This window comes from Leucothrix mucor DSM 2157 (assembly GCF_000419525.1).
Classification (GTDB): Bacteria; Pseudomonadota; Gammaproteobacteria; order Thiotrichales; family Thiotrichaceae; genus Leucothrix; species Leucothrix mucor.
Genome location: NZ_ATTE01000001.1, coordinates 967,799 through 986,226, shown reverse-complemented (window position 1 = coordinate 986,226; position 18,428 = coordinate 967,799). Strand labels below are relative to the sequence as shown.

At 46.5% G+C, this 18,428-nt stretch carries 16 protein-coding genes; 3 read left to right on the top strand and 13 right to left on the bottom strand.

Features of this window, described 5'->3' with window-relative positions:
* Nucleotides 1-68 precede the first annotated feature (68 nt).
* The 3 genes from LEUMU_RS28495 to LEUMU_RS0104330 form a co-directional block, all read right to left on the bottom strand.
* Nucleotides 69-308: a GDCCVxC domain-containing (seleno)protein gene (locus LEUMU_RS28495; RefSeq protein ID WP_084708031.1), complete on the bottom strand. Its 240-nt coding sequence runs from the start codon at nucleotides 306-308 to the stop codon at nucleotides 69-71.
* A gap of 50 nt (nucleotides 309-358) precedes the next feature.
* Nucleotides 359-781, bottom strand: a complete 423-nt coding sequence (locus LEUMU_RS0104335; RefSeq protein WP_022951050.1) for a hypothetical protein — start codon at nucleotides 779-781, stop codon at nucleotides 359-361.
* A gap of 264 nt (nucleotides 782-1,045) precedes the next feature.
* On the bottom strand, nucleotides 1,046-1,927 hold the full coding sequence (locus tag LEUMU_RS0104330) for a LysR family transcriptional regulator (RefSeq protein WP_169446365.1): 882 nt from the start codon (nucleotides 1,925-1,927) through the stop codon (nucleotides 1,046-1,048).
* Nucleotides 1,928-2,045: 118 nt separating this feature from the next.
* On the opposite strand from LEUMU_RS0104330, the gene LEUMU_RS0104325 reads away from it, so the two are divergent.
* Nucleotides 2,046-2,837, top strand: coding sequence for a siderophore-interacting protein (locus tag LEUMU_RS0104325; protein WP_022951048.1), 792 nt, complete (start codon nucleotides 2,046-2,048; stop codon nucleotides 2,835-2,837).
* 78 nt (nucleotides 2,838-2,915) lie between these two features.
* On the opposite strand, the gene LEUMU_RS0104320 is transcribed toward LEUMU_RS0104325, so the two are convergent.
* Nucleotides 2,916-3,701 carry a DODA-type extradiol aromatic ring-opening family dioxygenase gene (locus LEUMU_RS0104320; RefSeq protein WP_022951047.1) on the bottom strand — a complete coding sequence of 262 codons (786 nt, stop codon included), beginning with the start codon at nucleotides 3,699-3,701 and terminating at the stop codon, nucleotides 2,916-2,918.
* A gap of 147 nt (nucleotides 3,702-3,848) precedes the next feature.
* Entirely contained in the window at nucleotides 3,849-4,271 is a 423-nt protein-coding gene (locus tag LEUMU_RS0104315; protein WP_022951046.1) for a DoxX family protein, read from the bottom strand.
* A gap of 121 nt (nucleotides 4,272-4,392) precedes the next feature.
* Between LEUMU_RS0104315 and LEUMU_RS0104310 the strand changes: the two genes are divergently transcribed.
* Nucleotides 4,393-5,286: a LysR family transcriptional regulator gene (locus tag LEUMU_RS0104310; protein WP_022951045.1), complete on the top strand. Its 894-nt coding sequence runs from the start codon at nucleotides 4,393-4,395 to the stop codon at nucleotides 5,284-5,286.
* A 49-nt stretch (nucleotides 5,287-5,335) separates the two neighbouring features.
* On the opposite strand, the gene LEUMU_RS27775 is transcribed toward LEUMU_RS0104310, so the two are convergent.
* The 7 genes from LEUMU_RS27775 to LEUMU_RS0104270 form a co-directional block, all read right to left on the bottom strand.
* Nucleotides 5,336-7,240 carry a sensor domain-containing diguanylate cyclase gene (locus LEUMU_RS27775; RefSeq protein WP_022951044.1) on the bottom strand — a complete coding sequence of 635 codons (1,905 nt, stop codon included), beginning with the start codon at nucleotides 7,238-7,240 and terminating at the stop codon, nucleotides 5,336-5,338.
* A gap of 313 nt (nucleotides 7,241-7,553) precedes the next feature.
* Complete coding sequence (locus LEUMU_RS0104295) at nucleotides 7,554-8,369, bottom strand: ankyrin repeat domain-containing protein (RefSeq protein ID WP_022951042.1); 816 nt, start codon at nucleotides 8,367-8,369, stop codon at nucleotides 7,554-7,556.
* Nucleotides 8,370-8,460: 91 nt separating this feature from the next.
* On the bottom strand, nucleotides 8,461-9,567 hold the full coding sequence (mcrC, locus tag LEUMU_RS0104290; protein WP_022951041.1) for a 5-methylcytosine-specific restriction endonuclease system specificity protein McrC: 1,107 nt from the start codon (nucleotides 9,565-9,567) through the stop codon (nucleotides 8,461-8,463).
* Complete coding sequence (locus tag LEUMU_RS24635; protein WP_022951040.1) at nucleotides 9,567-12,107, bottom strand: AAA family ATPase; 2,541 nt, start codon at nucleotides 12,105-12,107, stop codon at nucleotides 9,567-9,569. Before LEUMU_RS24635 ends, mcrC begins: the two co-directional genes overlap by 1 nt.
* Nucleotides 12,108-12,338: 231 nt before the next feature.
* Entirely contained in the window at nucleotides 12,339-12,923 is a 585-nt protein-coding gene (locus LEUMU_RS0104280; RefSeq protein WP_022951039.1) for an acyl carrier protein phosphodiesterase, read from the bottom strand.
* A 30-nt stretch (nucleotides 12,924-12,953) separates the two neighbouring features.
* Nucleotides 12,954-13,919, bottom strand: a complete 966-nt coding sequence (locus tag LEUMU_RS0104275) for a DHH family phosphoesterase (protein WP_022951038.1) — start codon at nucleotides 13,917-13,919, stop codon at nucleotides 12,954-12,956.
* 2 nt (nucleotides 13,920-13,921) lie between these two features.
* Nucleotides 13,922-15,193 (bottom strand): aspartate aminotransferase type Ic, encoded by a 1,272-nt coding sequence (locus LEUMU_RS0104270; protein ID WP_022951037.1) that lies wholly within the window; start codon nucleotides 15,191-15,193, stop codon nucleotides 13,922-13,924.
* A 186-nt stretch (nucleotides 15,194-15,379) separates the two neighbouring features.
* On the opposite strand from LEUMU_RS0104270, the gene rep reads away from it, so the two are divergent.
* Nucleotides 15,380-17,389, top strand: coding sequence for a DNA helicase Rep (rep, locus tag LEUMU_RS0104265; protein WP_022951036.1), 2,010 nt, complete (start codon nucleotides 15,380-15,382; stop codon nucleotides 17,387-17,389).
* Between the two features lie 16 nt (nucleotides 17,390-17,405).
* On the opposite strand, the gene LEUMU_RS0104260 is transcribed toward rep, so the two are convergent.
* Nucleotides 17,406-18,392 (bottom strand): SH3 domain-containing protein, encoded by a 987-nt coding sequence (locus LEUMU_RS0104260; protein WP_022951035.1) that lies wholly within the window; start codon nucleotides 18,390-18,392, stop codon nucleotides 17,406-17,408.
* Nucleotides 18,393-18,428: the final 36 nt, after the last annotated feature.

Genomic DNA, 18,428 nt, shown 5'->3' with positions numbered 1-18,428 from the left:
TATGGCTGGCTCTTTTTACAAACTCTCTACGAAAATCCTGTCGTTTATCTTTGCGGATTTCCGTAATTTTAATTAAAACAAGTATCCCTCATCCGGTGTGAAATATCCTGAATGGTCGGACACTCCACATCGCCATAAGAGCAATACACGCAACAATCTCCTAGCTTGGCATTATGCAAAGTATTGCACTTCGGACATTGATAAAACTCTTCGCGTAGGCCGATTGCCATTGCGACCGGTGTTTTATGTTTACAACCCGGACAAGACATGAGCGTCGTGAGGCGCACTTCATTATGTAGCTTTTTCATTGTTTGCTGTGCCTCTGAATGATGGCAAAAATAACGGATGATCTTAAAGTTTAAACAACGATAAAAAGCGACTGCGGAGGTCTTAAAAGGCGGGAGACTGTGCGGAGTGATGTCCACAGTAAATATTCCGACTCAAAGGTGAATCGGGAAGAAAAGTTGATAGCGCTAACACTGCTTATGATTGCGCCCATGCAATGTGCCAAACAGGAACTACACTGCTCACAGCCATTATTGTCCTCATGGCCATCTTTGTGTTCGTGGTTATGTTTTTTATTGGGGAGCTGCCTATCAGCAGTCATTTCCTGATGCATAGAGCTTGCAGTAGCCGCTGCCTCAGTCTGCATCGCCATCACCGACTCACCCATCATCATACCCGCAGGCATCAAGCTTTTTTGGACCATCATTAGCACCCCATCAATGGCATTCGCATTGAAGGAGAGTAATAGCAAGCCGATGAGTAAGTAGTGTTTCATAATGACCTATGGTAGTGGCGTGCCATTAAAATGGTCAACGTTTTTCAGACAAGGAGCACATCAAACACGTCATGGTGAAAGGTGAATCCCCGTTCTATAGTGCAAACGGTGCCAAATCATTGTTTCAGTATCTCAGACTCCCATAGTCTGACTCATGGTATCTATGAGTAAGGCATGGTTTATCTCATGCTTTAAACAGTCAATAATCGCTTCATAGTAACTAGTGCTGCAGGTGGTTTTAATGCATGTCACTAAAGGTGTCGCTTAACTCACCATTTCTGGCAGCCCCAGCAGTTTATTGGTTTCAATCAGTTGCTGTCGTAGCCAAGTGTGAGCGGCATCCAATTGATTGCGTTGGTGCCATAGCATATACATCGAGAGGTTTTCAGCCTGATAGGGAAATGGAACCGAGGCAAAGCCTTTTAGCTGACTATTTTTCATAAGCGAAGGCACAACAGCCAGCAGATCCGATCCTTTTAGAAACTCTGCCAGCCCTGCAAAATTGGATACCCGAACTTTAACATTGTGATCAACCGCCGTAACCACGGGATGAATATCACCCTTGCCATTTTTACCAGCCATAAAGGTAAGGCTGATATAGCGGGCATTTTTATAATCGGCTTCGGAGCTTGGCGCTTCGCGGACATTAGCATCGTAAAAACAGCTGCCACCAGAAACAAATAAGCGCTTTTGCATAACATCCGGCGCGTCGGGTGCCATCGGACTGAGAATCAGATCGAAGTCACCATCGCGCAAGGATTCAACGGTTGGAATTTCAGAAGGCTCGATGTGTAAGGAAAAATCAGCAACTTGTGTACTTACCCGCTGATAAAAAGCAGGCAATAACAAGTCACGCTGAAAGTCATTCGCAGCAACCACCCACTTTAATTCAGCTTCTGCCGGATTAAAGTGGGATGGTGTGGTGAGTGCTTCGATTTGTTTGAGTAAGGGCCGCAGTTCATTGGCCACCTCAGTCGCTCGCGGGGTTGGCGTAATGCCACGACCGGAGCGGATAAATAAGGGATCTTGAAAAATCTCCCGCAGTTTGTCGAGGCTATGGCTGACGGCAGATTGCGTAATATTGAGTTGATTAGCGCTGGCCGTAATGGAGTTGGTTTCCATAATGATCAGAAACGTATGTAACACCCTGAGGTCCAGACTAAGGTAATTGATCTTTGGCATCGCAGGCAGCACTCGTTATAAAAATAGCATTGAAGTCGCAGTATAGCGCAGTGCCACACAACCATTAACCATAAGGAATAAAATGAGCATTATCGATAAAGTAAAAAATATTAAAGCACGTCGCGTTGCCCGTCAGTTAACGGTGAAATCAGCGACTAATCTCACGGCCAATATGCGCCGCGTGACCTTGCATGGTGATGATTTAGCAAACTTCCCTGCTAATTCAGAAGGCGCGTATATCAAGTTAGTATTTGGTGAAGGCGCAAATGGCAAACCGGTCATGCGTACTTACACCGTGTCTGAACAGCGCTCGGAGCAAAATGAAATCGATGTGGATTTTATGCTGCACACCAGTAACGACGGCTCGGAATATGACGTTGCCGCACCCTGGTCAATGAATGCTAAAGCTGGCGATACCTTGGCATTAATGGGCCCCGGCCCTGCCAAGTTTATCAATACCGATGCTGACTACTTTTTGCTGGCCGCAGATATGACTGCCCTGCCCGCATTGACGGCTAATTTAAAATTACTGCCAGCCGATGCGCGCGGCAAAGCTTATATCGAAATTCTGGCGGAAGCGGATAAGCAAGACTTGCAAAAGCCTGAGAGTGTGGAGCTGGTTTGGGTGGTTAATGCGGAACCTGGCTCTGATGAGTCGCCACTGTTTCATGCGATTGAACAAGCTGCTTGGGAAAGTGGACAAGTTGCTGTTTGGGCCGCTTGTGAGTTTGGTACGATGAAGAAGATTCGCCAGTATCTTAAAGTGATACGTGGTGTGGAACGCTCGCATCTTTATATCTCAAGCTACTGGAAAAAAGGCAATACGGAAGATCAGCACAAAGCCATTAAACAGGAAGATGCTGTAAACGAATAACTGCTCTCGCCATAAACCAAAAAAAGCACACTCACCGCTCGTTGGTGAATGTGCTTTTGTTTATCTGGGCTATCTAGTTTAGTTAAACCGATAAGCATCCATGCCCAAGATCTCAGCCTCAAATCCTTGATGTAGTCGCTCAACCGTTTGTAAATCACTACTCCCCATCGCTGCAATCAGTGGCAAGAAATGCTCCTGTGAAGGATGATTAAAGCGTACAAATGGCGCTTGCTCCCTATAATCCAGCAAGGCATCAGTCTCTTTCGCCATCAGCTTTTCATAAATCCAGCTAGTGAACGCTTCTGACATTTCAAGGCGCTTAGGCGTTCTCGCACCCGTGTATATTTCACGCAAATTGTGGGTGATACTCCCAGAACCAATAATCAGAATATTCTCATCTTTTAATGACGCCAGCAGTTTGCCAAATGCGTAATTAGCTTCTGCCCCTAATCGGCTATTAATCGATACTGCAACCACCGGAATATCAGCTTCCGGAAACATCAGGCGCAATGGTACCCACACGCCATGATCCCAGCCCTGGGTCTTATCAAGGATTGGCTGTAAACCAGCTTGCTCGAAGCGAGTTGCAATGCCTTTAGCCAACTCTGGCGCGCCAGGTGCTGGGTACTCGACCTCATATAACTCTTGCGGAAACCCGCCAAAGTCGTGAATGGTTTCAGGTCGCTCACCAGCTGTAATCACAATATCGCCGGGGACATCAAAATGCGCCGAAAACACTACGATCGCTTTTGGCTTACTGAGTGTGTTGCCCAATTGCTTTAAAAAGCGCGATGTTGGGCTATCATCAAGCGCCATCATGGGCGAACCATGAGAGATAAATAACGTCGGTTGTTTCGTGTTCATTATGTGTCTCCTTGCTATGTTTTTTTCAAACCCTGAACCTGATACATGACCTAATGCTTAACTGACATTGAGCTCAAAGTAGAGCCCAATGTGCCTTCAAGTCTGAGGCTCAGTTTGCGAATCTAGCAGACTGCATTTTCAGGCAAGTTAAGCTGTCGCTGAAGCCTGTTTAGCTTTAAACGGGTTCAGTGCATAAGCACCATCGCCCAACAACACTTGTACCAGTGCTGCCATCGCTAAAAATAATGGGTATTCCCAGCCGCCGCCTGCATTAGTAAATGCCCAGCCATTAGCGGCATGACCAAAGATCAGCGCGCCGAGTAATACCGGAACTAAGGCCAAAGCCACCCAACGGGTTGCGAAGCCGAGTATCAACGCAGCGCCACCGGCTAGTTCTGCAAAGATGGTGGCGTAAGCCAATACGCCCGGTAAACCAATCGACTCAAAATAGCCAACCGTGCCCGCTGGGGTAAAGATCAGTACTTTCATTAAGCCGTGTGCAATAAACATAACGCCCAGTGATAAGCGAAGTACTAGTGCCGCGTATGGTGCCGTTTTTTGATCAATCATTGTGTTCTCCTAAGATTTATAAGTTTCGATGGGGAGAAATATGCGCTTTATCGCTTATCAACACAATGGAGATTATATAGAATGACTATCAACGATTTATTCCTAATCAGAGAATAGCAATATGGATCTAATTGATGGCTTACGTGCATTTGTTGCCACCGCTCAAACTGGCTCGTTTACCGAAGCGGCTGAGCGCATGGGCGTATCCAATCGCCTGACCTCCAAGTACGTTGCAGAGCTGGAAACTCGAATTGGCGCACGCTTATTACAGCGCACAACCCGTAAAGTTGGCCTTACCTCGACTGGCCAAGATTTGTTAGCTCGCGCCCCCGCTTTACTGGATGAGCTGGATGATATGCTCGGCTCGATTACTGAGGAATCAAAGGGCTTTTCAGGCACCATTCGTATCTCTGCGCCAGTGACCTTTGGTGAGGTCTATATCAAAGATTTATTGGATCGATTTACCAACATGCACCCGAACTTATCGATTGACTTACGCCTGAATGATGCCTTTGTTGATCTTGCGGCAAATGGCTTTGATCTGGCTTTTCGCATCGGCATACCAGAAGCTTCATCGCTTAAAATGCGCAAACTTGGCATTATGAAAAGTGTGGTGGTTGCCTCGCCTGAATACCTTGCCGAGCATGGCACACCAAGCACGCCAGAGGAACTGGAAAAGCATCAATGCATTGCTGATACCAACCATCCCGATATTAATCGCTGGGTATTTAAAAAGGATGGAGAGGAGTTCACTGCCGTTGTATCGCGCCAATTTATGGTGAATAGCGCCAGAGTTACCCGGGACTGGGCTACGGAAGGCCGTGGCATTGCATATTGCCCCGATTTTGTCTTGAGTCAACATCTGGCTGATGGGCGCTTAGTAAGCCTGCTGGAAGACTTTGATACGCAAAGCTACCCGATTGCAGCCATGTATTTGGAAGGCAATGTACTACCCCGTAAAGTGCGTGCGTTGATTGATTTTGCGTTGGAAGACTTTCAAACATCTCCCTACTAAGGGCACTGAATAACGATAAGTGACCCTTAGTAAATTGGAACTCTGAACGCTATGACGGCGTTAAAGCCGACTCGCCATCAGTCGCAACCACCCGATTTCGACCTTCCTCTTTCGCCAGATAAAGCGCTTGGTCGGCACGCTCGTTTAAGTCTGAGCTATTGATAACCCGTGTCGGCACGATAGTCGCAACGCCAATACTGATGGTGAATTTGATCTGCTCACCTTCATAATTCATACGCAACTTTTCAATATTCTTTCTGATCAGCTCGGCAATGGAAGTTGCAACTTTACTGTCGGTATCGGGCAGCATAATAATGAACTCCTCCCCACCAAAACGTGCAGCCAGATCACTGGGATTGGTGACACATTTTTTCAGAATATTGGCAACTTTCATCAAGCACTGATCACCAAACAAGTGACCATAAGTATCATTGATCTTCTTGAAGTGATCGATATCCGCCATCATCATCGACATGGGTTGGCGTTGTTGCAGCGTCTCGCGCCAAGCAATATCAAAGGCCTGGTCGAAATTACGGCGATTTGAGAGCCCAGTCAGGCTATCCAAACGCGCCAAGCTATCTAACTTTTCATTGGCAAACGTGAGCTTTTTCATCGCGGTTTCAAGCTTTAATGTGCGCTCTTTAACTTCCTGCTCCAATTGCTGAGTGGTTCGCTCCTGAAGTGTTAAGAGTGATTTCTGCACCTTATGCGTTTCGCGTTCATTGCTTAAGGCTAACTCCTGAGCGGCCATGCGTGCATCGCGCTCAGTCTTAATGTGTCTGGCCAAGGCAAACGAGATCATCACGGCTTCAAAACTAGAACCAATCAGCATCGCATTTTCAGTCAGCATCATTGGCAATGGCGCACCTAATCGTCCGAGCGCAAATAAGACCGTGCCCATGAGTAAGAACAACCAAGCAACCGATAGAATCTGTGCGGTGGTACTGCCTTTAATTGACAACTTAAGCAGTAGCCCCATCACCACTAGAGTGATAATGATGCCAAATACTGCCGAGATGACCAGCAGGCTGGTATAAGAAATAAGGTATGTCTGCGTATAAAAAATCGAGCAAGTCCATATTAAGCCGATCAGGGATAACGTAATTAACCCTTTGAATACCCAAATGGTTTTCTTATGCTGCTCGTCCAATTCCAGAAAATTCAGAATGAAAAACGCACCACTGACCATGGTTACAAAACTGGCCATTGGCACACTCAGATGATTGAAGAGAATGCTATCAGACCATAGAAACTGAAATCCCAAGCCCTTTTGAGTCAGTTGCAAATGAATAATCGTTGCCGTGCACCACACGTAATACAGATAGTTTTTATCACGGGTTGAGAAGTACAAGAACAGGTTATAAACCATCATGATCAGCAAAAAGCCGAAAAAGACCCCCAATACCAATATGTGATGCTGGTCCATGGTTAAAAAGTCATTGCTTTCCCACACCCTGACCGGAAAGTACATGGTATCCGTACTCTGAACACGCACGATCGCCCGAAGCTTTTGCTCGGGCGCAACAGTCTGCGGAAACATAAAATTGCGGTGATCTAATGGCCGTTGGGAAAAGGGAATCTGGTCCCCCGTATGGAAGCTTTTAACCACCTCCTTGCCGTCTAACAGATACACATCAATCTTGTCATGCAAGGGAAAACCCATCTCCAACAACATCGACGCTGAAGTATCGCTATCATTTTCAAATGGCAGGCTCAGCCAATAAATACTTTCAGTGAAACCAAAGTTGGGGGAAGGTTTTAAGGCAAGGTTCCACTGTGTCGATAAATCTTTATCGCGCACCTCTTCAAAGGTCAGCGAGCCAGACTTATCCTCGATCCAGTGCATCGCTGCAGACTTTTGGGCCGCAACGGCATGCTGAAAGCAAGTAAATAAGCTCAGCAGTGCAATGAATAAGAACGAATAGGCATGGGTTCGCCTTCTGCTACGACACATCAATGTGCGCGTCCTTGCAGATTGTACTCGGCTTTATTCAGTCTGTTATTCGGAAAAAAGAATACCTGCAGCGCAGTCAACGCGCCGTAATTGTTCGCAATACAACGAGTAGGCAGCCTTTTTTTATTAACTATGGCCATTTTATTTTTATAAATTATTGGGGGGAACTGCGGCTATTGTTACATGCACTTTTACCAATCAAAAGCCTTTTACGACAAGCTGGTGTTTATGTTGGCAATGAATCTTTGATGCATCAAGCACCTCAGGCTGGCTAAAAAACTGTAGACTTCTGAGCCATATAACAACGTGGCTATTATCTGCACGGTTTCGTTGCAGGTATCTGCATTAGCGCTTCGATACGTTCAACGAGTTGATCTCTACCCTCAACATTAGGTGGAATTTCCAAAGCGTAATCCAGTGCAGACTTACCAGAACAGCCTCTTTCATCATCCCGCTTATGGACTGAGGAATTGGTATCAAGTAACCAGTTAGCCATTCTAACATTGTGCAGCTCTAGCGCCTTCTTTAGCGCCGTTTCATTGAACATGCTACTGGTATCCGGCGAGGCGCCATATTTAACCAGTACTTTTGCTGACTCCAGGTCATCATTCATAATTGCTCTATGCAACGGTAAATAATTTGGGTCAGTGCCTTCATACTGGCTAATATTCAGCCTTTCGCTCGTTATATTAGTGCGAGTTATGACATGCTCCAGAATGACACTATCTTTGCGGTTAGTAAGGCAATATAACGGGGTGACAATATCGGTCGGCATTGAATGAAACGACGCTCCACGGTCCAACAGATCATCGATTAAGCGAATAACATCTTCTCTATTGCCTTTAAAGGGTCTGCTCCCTCTATGCTCATAACTTTCGCACATAAAAATGGACAGCAGTTTATTGTAGTTTTGTTTTTCGTCTTCTCCGCCTTCGTTCAACCATTGGCTAGCTTTCTGGTAGTCGCCTTTTTTGGTCGCTTCGATGAAGCTGTACTCGGTACACTGGAGGTATTTTTGCTCATTTTTATTGATGAATTTTGCGCATTCTTTGAATTCTACGGCGTTAGCTGGGCCATGTAGTGACATCAAAATAGTCAGAAGCAACCCACCAAGTGTTATACGTCCCATAATCTACTCTCCTTATTATTACGCTCTAAGCATTTTGTGAAAGCGCTAAGCAGCTAATGCTGCTGTACCAATTGATGAACCACCATCGCATTCATATCAAGCTCAACAATTGCTCACGAACTTTTGTCGCACCGTTTCCAAGGTTAACCGTACAAAACGCAATAGAGTGTCCCTGAATAGTCACACGCTCATTCACTTCAAGGTCAATCGATGGATGCAGCAGCATTCCAGAGGTCACCAGTGATAATGACTGATCAGACTCTTCCTGACTGCGCAAGTACGCATACATTTGATAAATATAGCCGCTTCTGATGGATTCATCTCGGTACTGCCCTTTCACAGTCACCGAATTAAATTTGGTATCAATCACTAAGCGCTCTCCAGATGACAAGCGATCAATCATAATATCTGTTTTCATGATTGGTAGAATCGCATCAATACCAGCCGTTTTATCTGAGATTTTCCAACGAAATTGACGACCAGCTGACACTTTCCACTCAGATGGATCAAGTGCAACTGAGTAAAATCCAGCAATCGCTTTTTCAAATAGATTTCTGAGCCAATGAACTTGTTTATCCGGCATTGTTAGATGGTGCTGTCCAACAAACTCAGTCGGTAATGCCAATGAGAATGCTAAGTCTGCCGCAGCCACCATTTTTTGATCTGCAGAATCATGCCGACCAAAGCGCTCACTCTTTCCATTGTAGGCAATAGGCTTTCCTTGACTAACTCCTAAACGCTCCAAGCTAGCAACTAAAGCACGACAGCGCCGAATCAATGACGTATTGCTCAGTATCGAGGTTAGTTTTTCTAAAGCGGCACGCACATATCGGTTTCTTGGTGTATCCACCGTGAGCGCTTCAAAACGACAACGGACTTTCCCTTTTTCAAGTAAACGATGTCGCTCGGTATACAGTGAGTCAATGCGCCCCCGAACTCGCCCCAATACGGCCACTCTATCTTCATAGCCAAAACTTAGATTTCTCATTAACCGCTGCTCGGCTTGATGGCATAAGATCTCTGCGACCAAATCGGCGATATCTTCAGGATTATCTTCTACTGCAATTTTGGCAGAGCCCAGCTGCCGATACAGGTCGGATGCATATAGCATGAGCAGCCATAAATTTCTGACTGGTATTTTTCCTAGTAGTCGAACACCATCCTCGTTGAATGAGGCAGGTCCCTGCACGACATTCATCAGAGACCTTCGACCAGTGATTCGCGTGCTTTTCTGGCGCGATCCAAATCATCAAACCAATATTCATCAAGCAACGGGCCAATCTCAGTCTCAACGACACTTTTAAACCACTTAGCACCATCACTGAACGTATTCTTAAGTGCAGGCGTTACATAACTATGACCAACCATAAACTGCGAGCCAAGGTTGCGGTCGTTAGTAATGTCATTATTTAATGCCTTCATTCGCGACTCTATTTCCTCTAGCAGTACCATATCGATCTTGGCCTCTCGATGAACCCAGTTACGCCATGCCTCTCCAAAAACTGGCTTCAGATCAATAAATGCAAAACGACGACGTAAAGCTAAGTCGACCATTGCCAGAGACCGATCCGCAATATTCATAGTGCCAATCACAAATAAATTAGCGGGAATATAAACTCGCTCACCAACGGCTCGTCGATAGCTCAGTTCCAGCGCCTCATTCGGTGTTCGTTTATCTGCCTCTAATAATGTCAGCATTTCACCGAAAATTTGAGCGGGGTTACCCCGATTAATTTCTTCAATAACCAATACATATTGAGTCTTGGCATTCTTTTTGGCCGAATTGATCATCTCCAAAAATGGACCATCACACAAACTTAGCTTGCCATCGCCCGACGGCCTCCAGCCCCGTACAAAGTCTTCATAGGATAAGTTAGGATGAAACTGTACCGCACGTAACTTGCTATCGTTTTTCTCCCCCATCAGGGCAAAGGCTAATTTCTTGGCTAGCCATGTTTTTCCGGTACCCGGAGGGCCTTGTAGAATGAGATTTTTCTTAACTCGGAGACGCTCCAGCATATTCTCAAGTGATTCATGGCTGATGAAACAGCCGTCATTCATAATATCATCAAGAGAGTATGGGTCAAAAACGGCCTCCTCCTCTACCGGTTCCAATGCCTGATCAATCAAATCTGCTGCCACTTTATAGCTAGCTAATACATCCTCTGGTTGGTCTAGAAACTGCAGCCCCTTTTCTGTAATACGCATGTGCGCTCGCAACGGAAACTCAAGTAAGCCAGCTCGTTTCAGGTAAGACTTGGCCCATGCAATACGATTGTCGAATAGAGGTTTTCCCGTGGACTCCAAAGTAATGGTGTCATATTTTTCCATATCCAAATCATGCTTGATTATCTCAAATACGGATCTACTCAGATGGGTTTCACCGTCCTTAACGGCTTGAAGCAAAGGTACTGCTAATTCATCAAATTTAGGGATAACATCTTTGGTTACTGTTGCTGACTCATCTTCAACAAAGTCTTCATCATCAGAGTCTATATTCAAATCATATGTGAGCTTAGGCTTCTCACTATCCTCGTAAAGCCATGCAGCCTGCGACAAATCCGGAAACGAGTGAACTGGATAGGCATCCTCTTGAAATCTAGCTTCCAACTCACGCGACAATTTAAAGTAGTCGGCAGCGCTGGCACGCCCTTTTACGCCACTTAACCCGATGTCTAAATCTAGCTTTTGCGTAATATAAGTTCTGGATTGTCCATCAAGTGTTAGAAAGGTCCATGGTCGAATCCAATACAAGCCCATTGTGGCATTCCAGCCGACGCCATGGCAGTTAGACGCCTTTTCGTAGGCTCTGGCAAGCTCCTCAACCGAGTCAGTTTCCTTGTTATTTGAGTATTCAATTGCTGTAGTGAAAAGCTCCCACAAGGTATCAATGTCATCTTCACCTCTTCTGTATTTGTAACCAAAAAACCAAGTACTCTGATTATTAGCTAGCGGAATTCCTTCAAAAGACTCAGGCACAGGAACATCAACATCCAGAAAATCAGCCAACTCACGAGCAATAGCTTTTCTATTGGCATCGGTAATGCCCCGGTTAAACAAGGCAAACACCGTAAAAGGACAAATATCCTGAAGTGGTTCTTTCACACCCTTTTCAGGCTGATCCAATAATACAGAGATGCTTTCTATTTTATTTGGCAGCTCATGAATCATCTTCATTAATGACGCTCGGTCATTTTTATAGGTGACTAATTTATCTGCAATGGCTTCGTAGAATGATGTCCACTTAAAGCGCTGCTTTTCTGTCTCCGCATCTCCATATCGCTCACTCCAATAGGGTGCATTGCGAAAACGACTAATATCTTGTTCAGCATTGTTAAATGCAAAATCGATCAGACCTTCAGTCAACCAGTCATTGGCAGTTACTCGCCATATCGTGCTTCGGTTAGTATAGAAATACCATTCCTTTGCAGGCTCCATTCTGGCGTCCCAGTCAACTTCTAAAGTTTGCCCATCACCGAGGTTTCGGGTCACTATTCCAATCGCCTTAATGCACATCACCGACACCGACTGACCTTTCGCATCAAATGGCAGGTGGTATTTTCTTACATAGGAGGATTTGATGGCAATCTTGTCGCCCGACTTGATCGAGCGAACCACATCGAGATACTTATTTTCATAACCGTTCTGCCAGATCCCCTCTGCTATGAAGCGATCTGTCTGATCATTGCTACCACCATAAGATGCACCAACAAACCAATATGCTCTCGAATCAGCCATAAAATTATCTCTAGAGAAATGTGAGTTTTTGTACAGGATAGATCTGTTTAGATTCGCTTGAATGCTATCACCTAGGTACAGTAAATGAACATTTTTTCCAGAAACTACATCATTTAACCAATTGCAATTAGAAAAAATACATCGCTATTGAGGTTATAAACTGTACTTTTGAGCAAAGCGATAAGGGCGGAGTAATGACTTACTGACGGGTAAGGCGGGAGAGTTGTTGGCTTATTGCTCTAGCTTCAAGCTTTGGATATGAGTGACCAGCTCAGGGAAAAACACCTTAAAGCTGCGCTCAATCAGCTCATACTGGCGCATGACTTCACTAAAGGATTGATCTAAGGAATTTTCAAAACGAATCCGATCGCTAATGGCCTGCAGCGTCTTTTCAACGGTATCGGTTTCGATATAACGAGCCAACCAATCGCGCTTGGCCATGCCTTGCAGCCGTTTGCGCATTACCTCTGGCATGTGCGCTTCGGCTTCGGCCAGTTGCGCGTAGGCGTGGCGGGTAAATTCAGTAAGCTCCAAATCGTGATAATCATTCCAGGATTTTGCCAGCATATGGTCAAAAGTCACATCCAGCATGATCGGCACAAAGCGTCTGAAGTCAGGATGGAAGTCTTCTTTTAAGCCAAGCACCACAGGATGGTGATCGGTAAATTTATCGGTCGCACGATGGTTTTCAATGCCATTAAGCACCGCCGGTGGCAGCTCTGAAAGCTCGACATGTTTTAAAAAGTCAGCCATCAGATTGCCAGCCATCGACAGGCCATTATCTTGGGATAAATACAGATGCGCCAGATAGTTCATTGCGAACTCCGGCGCATCATGATCGCCTGATTAGGCTGCATAAAACGCATCAAGCGTATCAATAAATGCCTGCAACTGATCTTCAGGTAATTCATTAATCCCTGCGGCGGCTTCACGCCCGCCACCGGATGGGAACTGGCGACAGATTTCATCAGCACCGGTTTTATTATTCAGTGGCGCACGTACACTCACTAAATAACCACCCTGCTCGCGCTCGGTGATTACCGCATGTGCACGTGATGGGAAGTCATTAGCCAAGGCATTGCCATACACACCACTGACCCGACGCGCCCAAGCGGCATTTGGCAATAAGAAGGCCGCACTAGCAGCGGTCTCGTGCATCGCTGGTGTTTTCGCCGCGCTTTCCATGTCTTCCAGATAGCCATTTTCCAGCTTTTCAAAGGTCGCTTTGCCTTGCTCGAAGAAATCGAACGGCGTCGCAAAGTCTTTCATTGCCAAATACAGTTCAGCCGGTGGGAAATGAAGATCTTCCACGGTCGCGCCATAGCCATTGTAATTAATGTAAGTACCTAGCTTTTCCAACTGCTCACGCTGGCTTTCGCTCAGGCCAGACGCTTTACTCAGCGCTTCACCCACTTTGAATAAGTTATCACCGTAAGCACCGACAATCGCCCAATGCTGATACGCGCCTTCCAGCTGCAAGTTCACTAGCGTACTGGTACAGCAATCCGCGGCGGTATTGATAAACGTTTCAAGATTAGGATGCTCCATCATTTCGTCACCGGCGAAGTGGTGATCGAAATATTGTACTTTCGCGCCCTGCTCTAACAGTTTCGTCAGGCCTTCACGGTTGCTGTCTAAAGAAATATCCAGCACGGTCACGTTATCGCCAACGGACGCGTCAACACGTGATAAAAGTTTGATATCACGCTTTACGCCGGTGACTAGCTCGCTATCCAATGGCTTCGCATTGCGCAGTTGGATTAAGGCGCAAATACCATCGGCATCGCCATTAAATACATCAATAATTTTCATGTTTAACCTGCTAACTGTTGTCGAATGGTGGCGAGTTTAACGCATGTCACCAGTACTTTCATGGCTGTTTCCAGCTCATGCAGTGGCGGGAAACTGGGTGAAATGCGGATATTGCAGTTATCAGGGTCTTTACCATAAGGGAATGGCGCGCCGGCAGCTGTGAGTTTTACGCCTGCGGCATCGGCTAGTTCAACCACGGTTTTAGCTAGGCCTGGCTTGGTATCTAAGGAAACAAAATAGCCACCTTGCGGGCGCGTCCAGGTACCAAATTCTTCGCCCAACTCATTGTCCAGTGCTTCTAACACCGCATCAAAGCGCGGCTTTAGAATGGCGCTGTGTTTCTGCATATGGGCTTTCATACTGGCCAGATCAGGTAGCAGTTTGATGGTACGCAGCTGATTGACCTTATCAGGGCCAATGGTGCTTACGCCGTACAGCTTTTCAAAGTTCAGCACATTGGCTTCAGAGCTTGCAAAGAAGCTAATGCCAGCACTGGCAAAAGTGATTTTAGAGGTCGAGGCAAACTGCCAAACGCTGTCTTGTGTGCCATGCGCAGCACACCGTTCGGTGATATTGCTTAACTCTGGTGGATTCTCAACCAGATCATGCACCGCATAGGCGTTATCCCACATCACACGAAAACTTGGATTGGCAATCAAGCCCAATTTAGCAATGCGATCAACGACAGCATCGGAGTAAACCGTACCCGTCGGATTAGAGTATTTAGGCACACACCACATACCGATGATTTCATCATCCGCTTTGATCAACGCTTCGACCTGATCCATATCAGGACCATCGTCATTCATCGTGACATTAATCATTTCAATGCCAAGCTTTTCAGTAATGGTAAAGTGGCGGTCATAACCCGGTACTGGGCACAGCATCTTAGGTGCTTTCAGATGACGCCAAGCGCTTGCTTCATCGCGGCAGCCAAACTGATACTGATTGAGCAGTACCATAAACATCAACGTTAAACTGCTACTGCCGCCAGCCAGTGTGTTTTTAACATCCGTGCCCAGTAATTCAGCGCCTAATTCACGGGCGCTTAAAATCCCACGCAAGCCGCCATAGTTACGGGTATCGGCATCGGGTGCCTGATAGTCGCCGGCTAAAATCCCGTCCAGCGCATCGGCCAAATTCAGCTGCTCAGCGGAGGGTTTACCTCGCGTTAAATCCAGCTTCAGACCTTGTGCCTGTAACTCGGCATATTGCTGTGAAAGGGTTTGTTCAAATTCGCGCAACTGCGCGGGTGTGGCCTGAGTAAGCTGCATGAGGGGTAACCACGCTGATAAATTGATAAAGGTTAATGACTTAGAACAATAAAACGAAGCGGCGCACTTCACAACAAGAATATCCCCTAAAACTAGCCATGAGTTCATTAGATTAGCCCTTTGGCATCTGCTATTATCGCGCTCTTCGCAAGCGCCCTTGCGGCAGTCATTACGGATAGATTTTTGATGTCAGGTTTAAATCCAGAACAACAAGCAGCTGTCGAACATATCGGCTCCCCGTTACTCGTGTTAGCGGGTGCCGGCAGTGGTAAAACGCGGGTAATTACCCAGAAAATTGCCTGGCTTATCCGCAATGCTAATATCAGCGCCAAAAACATCGCCGCGATCACTTTTACCAATAAAGCCTCCCGAGAGATGAAGGAACGTGCGTCGCAGCTATTGAGTAAAGAAGAAGCGCGCGGCCTGACCGTGGCTACCTTCCACAACCTTGGCCTGAATATTATTCGCCGCGAGTACAAAGCTCTGGGCTATAAGCCGGGCTTCAGTATTTTGGATGCACAAGACACCAGCACCATAATCAAAGACCTGATGCTACGCGATGAAGACAGCCCTGAACCGGATGACGACTTCCGTTGGATTATTTCCCGCTGGAAGAATGACTTTATCTCGCCAACCAAAGCTTTTGAACAAGCCATGACGCCTAAGGATTTACTGGCTGCCAAGGTTTACCAACGCTATCAGCGCCAGCTCAAAGCCTATAATGCGCTGGATTTCGATGACTTGATTGTACTGCCGGTGCAGCTGTTTAATGACCATCCTGAGATTTTGGCCAAATGGCAAAACAAGCTACGTTACCTGCTGGTGGATGAGTATCAGGATACTAATAACTGTCAGTACAATATGGTGCGTCAGTTAGCCGGTGTGCGTGCTGAACTTACCGTGGTGGGTGATGATGACCAGTCGATCTATGCTTGGCGTGGTGCGCGGCCTGAGAATATCGGTGAGCTGCAAAAGGATTACCCCACCCTAAAGCTGATCAAGCTGGAGCAAAACTACCGCTCTACCTCCAGTATTTTGGATAGCGCTAACTTCCTGATCGCCAATAACCCTCACTTGTATGAAAAGACGCTGTGGAGTGCCTTGGGCGCAGGTGACAAGATTCGAATTATGCCTTGCCGTACTGCCGAGCACGAAATTGAAAAAGTGATTGGCGAGATCATGAAATACAACTTCCGTGATCGCGTGGAATACCGTGACTTTGCGATTTTGTACCGAAGTAACCACCAAAGTCGCTTATTTGAGCGCTACTTACGGCAAAACAACATTCCCTATAAAATCAGTGGCGGCACCTCTTTTTTCTCGCGCGCTGAGGTTAAGGATACCCTTGCTTACATTCGCCTAATTAGCAATCCCGCCGACGATGCCGCCTTTTTACGGGTCATTAACACACCGAAGCGCGAAATTGGCGCAACCACGATGGAAAAGCTGGGTGACTATGCCAATCAACGGGAGATCAGTTTATTCGCGGCCTCTACCGAAATGGGATTGGCACAGCAGTTGGGTGAACGTGCCCGCCAGCGCTTAGCCGGATTTGCAAAATGGGTGACGGACTTATCCTATGCCAGCCGCGAGACTGAGCCGCATAAAATCGTTGAGAAATTAATCACTGATATTTCCTATGGCGAATGGCTGCAAGTCACCAGTAACTCGCCAAAAATGGCCGAGCGCCGCATGGAAAACGTGCAGGAAGTGATCGACTGGATTAAGCGCTTGTATGATGACGGCGATGGTAAGCAGCAGGATTTAGCCGATATGGCGGCACACATGAGCTTGATGGATATTCTGGAGCGCAATCAGGAAGAAGATGATCAGGACTCTGTAAGCTTGATGACCCTGCACACCGCGAAAGGGCTAGAGTTTCCCTATGTGTTTATGGTCGGCGTGGAAGAAGATATTCTGCCGCATGCCAACTCATTGGAAGAAGATGGCTTGGAAGAGGAGCGACGTTTGGCTTATGTGGGCATCACTCGTGCCCAAAAGCACTTGACCATTAGCTACGCCAAAACCCGTAATCGCTTCGGTGAAAAAATCACTTGTGAGCCAAGCCGCTTTTTAGATGAGTTGCCAGAAGAACATATCGAATGGGAAGACCGGATAAAAGTCTCACCCGAGCAACAACAGCAAACGGCGAAGAGTTACATCAATAATTTGCAGGACATGCTGGGGGACGATTAATCCCCCTGCTCAGCCCTTAAGGAATATAGGATTCGATGACTTTTAGCTGAGTGATGACCGAGCCGCGCTTTACCGCCTGATCGCCACAAGTTTTTTCAACGGTGTAAATATAGCGTTTTATTCTGTCTAACATTTCAGGCATCACTCGAAAATAGTCAGGCTCTCTTTTAAGCTCAGCGACCAGATAAACCAGCACCTCTTCCAGCCCGGTTAGCGCCTCGGCAATGTGATCGCCAGTTGGATAACGCTGTAAGTAATCAATGGTTGTCATGCCTTCGCGGCGCAGATTACATTCCACATCACCTTCGCACTCACCGCCTAATTGCGCCGAAGCTGCAGCCCAGGCAATCTCATCACCCAGCTTGCTATAGGCGTGCCTGTCTGCCAGTTTCCAGAGCTTCTCCGCAGAGAGTAACCACATCGCAGAGATTTCATCGTTATAGACTTTGTCTTTATGCTCCGCTAGCCACTCCATATACGGGCTTTCTTTTTCGTTCTCAAAATTGATTTGGGCAAAGCTGCCTTGTAAAGCACTGAGGCGAGCCAGCTCTAGCCAGCCGATAGTCGTTTTGTTTTTGGCTTGTGCTAAGGACTGGTCAGCAAAGTTATAAAGATCGGTCCAATCGGTGAATAGCATTTCTTTTTTGCTAAGCCGGTCTTGAGCGATATCAGCCCAGATTTTGTCTTGATCAGCGGCTTTAAAGTCGATCAGAAAATCCCCAAACACCCAACCTGATAATTCGCCTGAATTGACCTTAAACCAATAATTAAACAGGCTGCCGATCTTTTGTTTATCCTTAGTTTGCTGCTTTAGCGAGACCAAGGTTCCAAGATCCAGCTTGCCGACTTCATCCGCACGAGTATCCGGCGCAATGCGCACCCTAACCGCTGAGGCTGTCATAATTTTCTGGCCGCTGGCCTCGATAATTGCCGGAGCCGCCAACGACAACTGGCAAGCCAGTAGCAGCAAAAACGACAAACAATAGCGTGAGAGTATTCGCATAATGGAGCTTCCTGTTAAATAGTCACGATCTTTAGC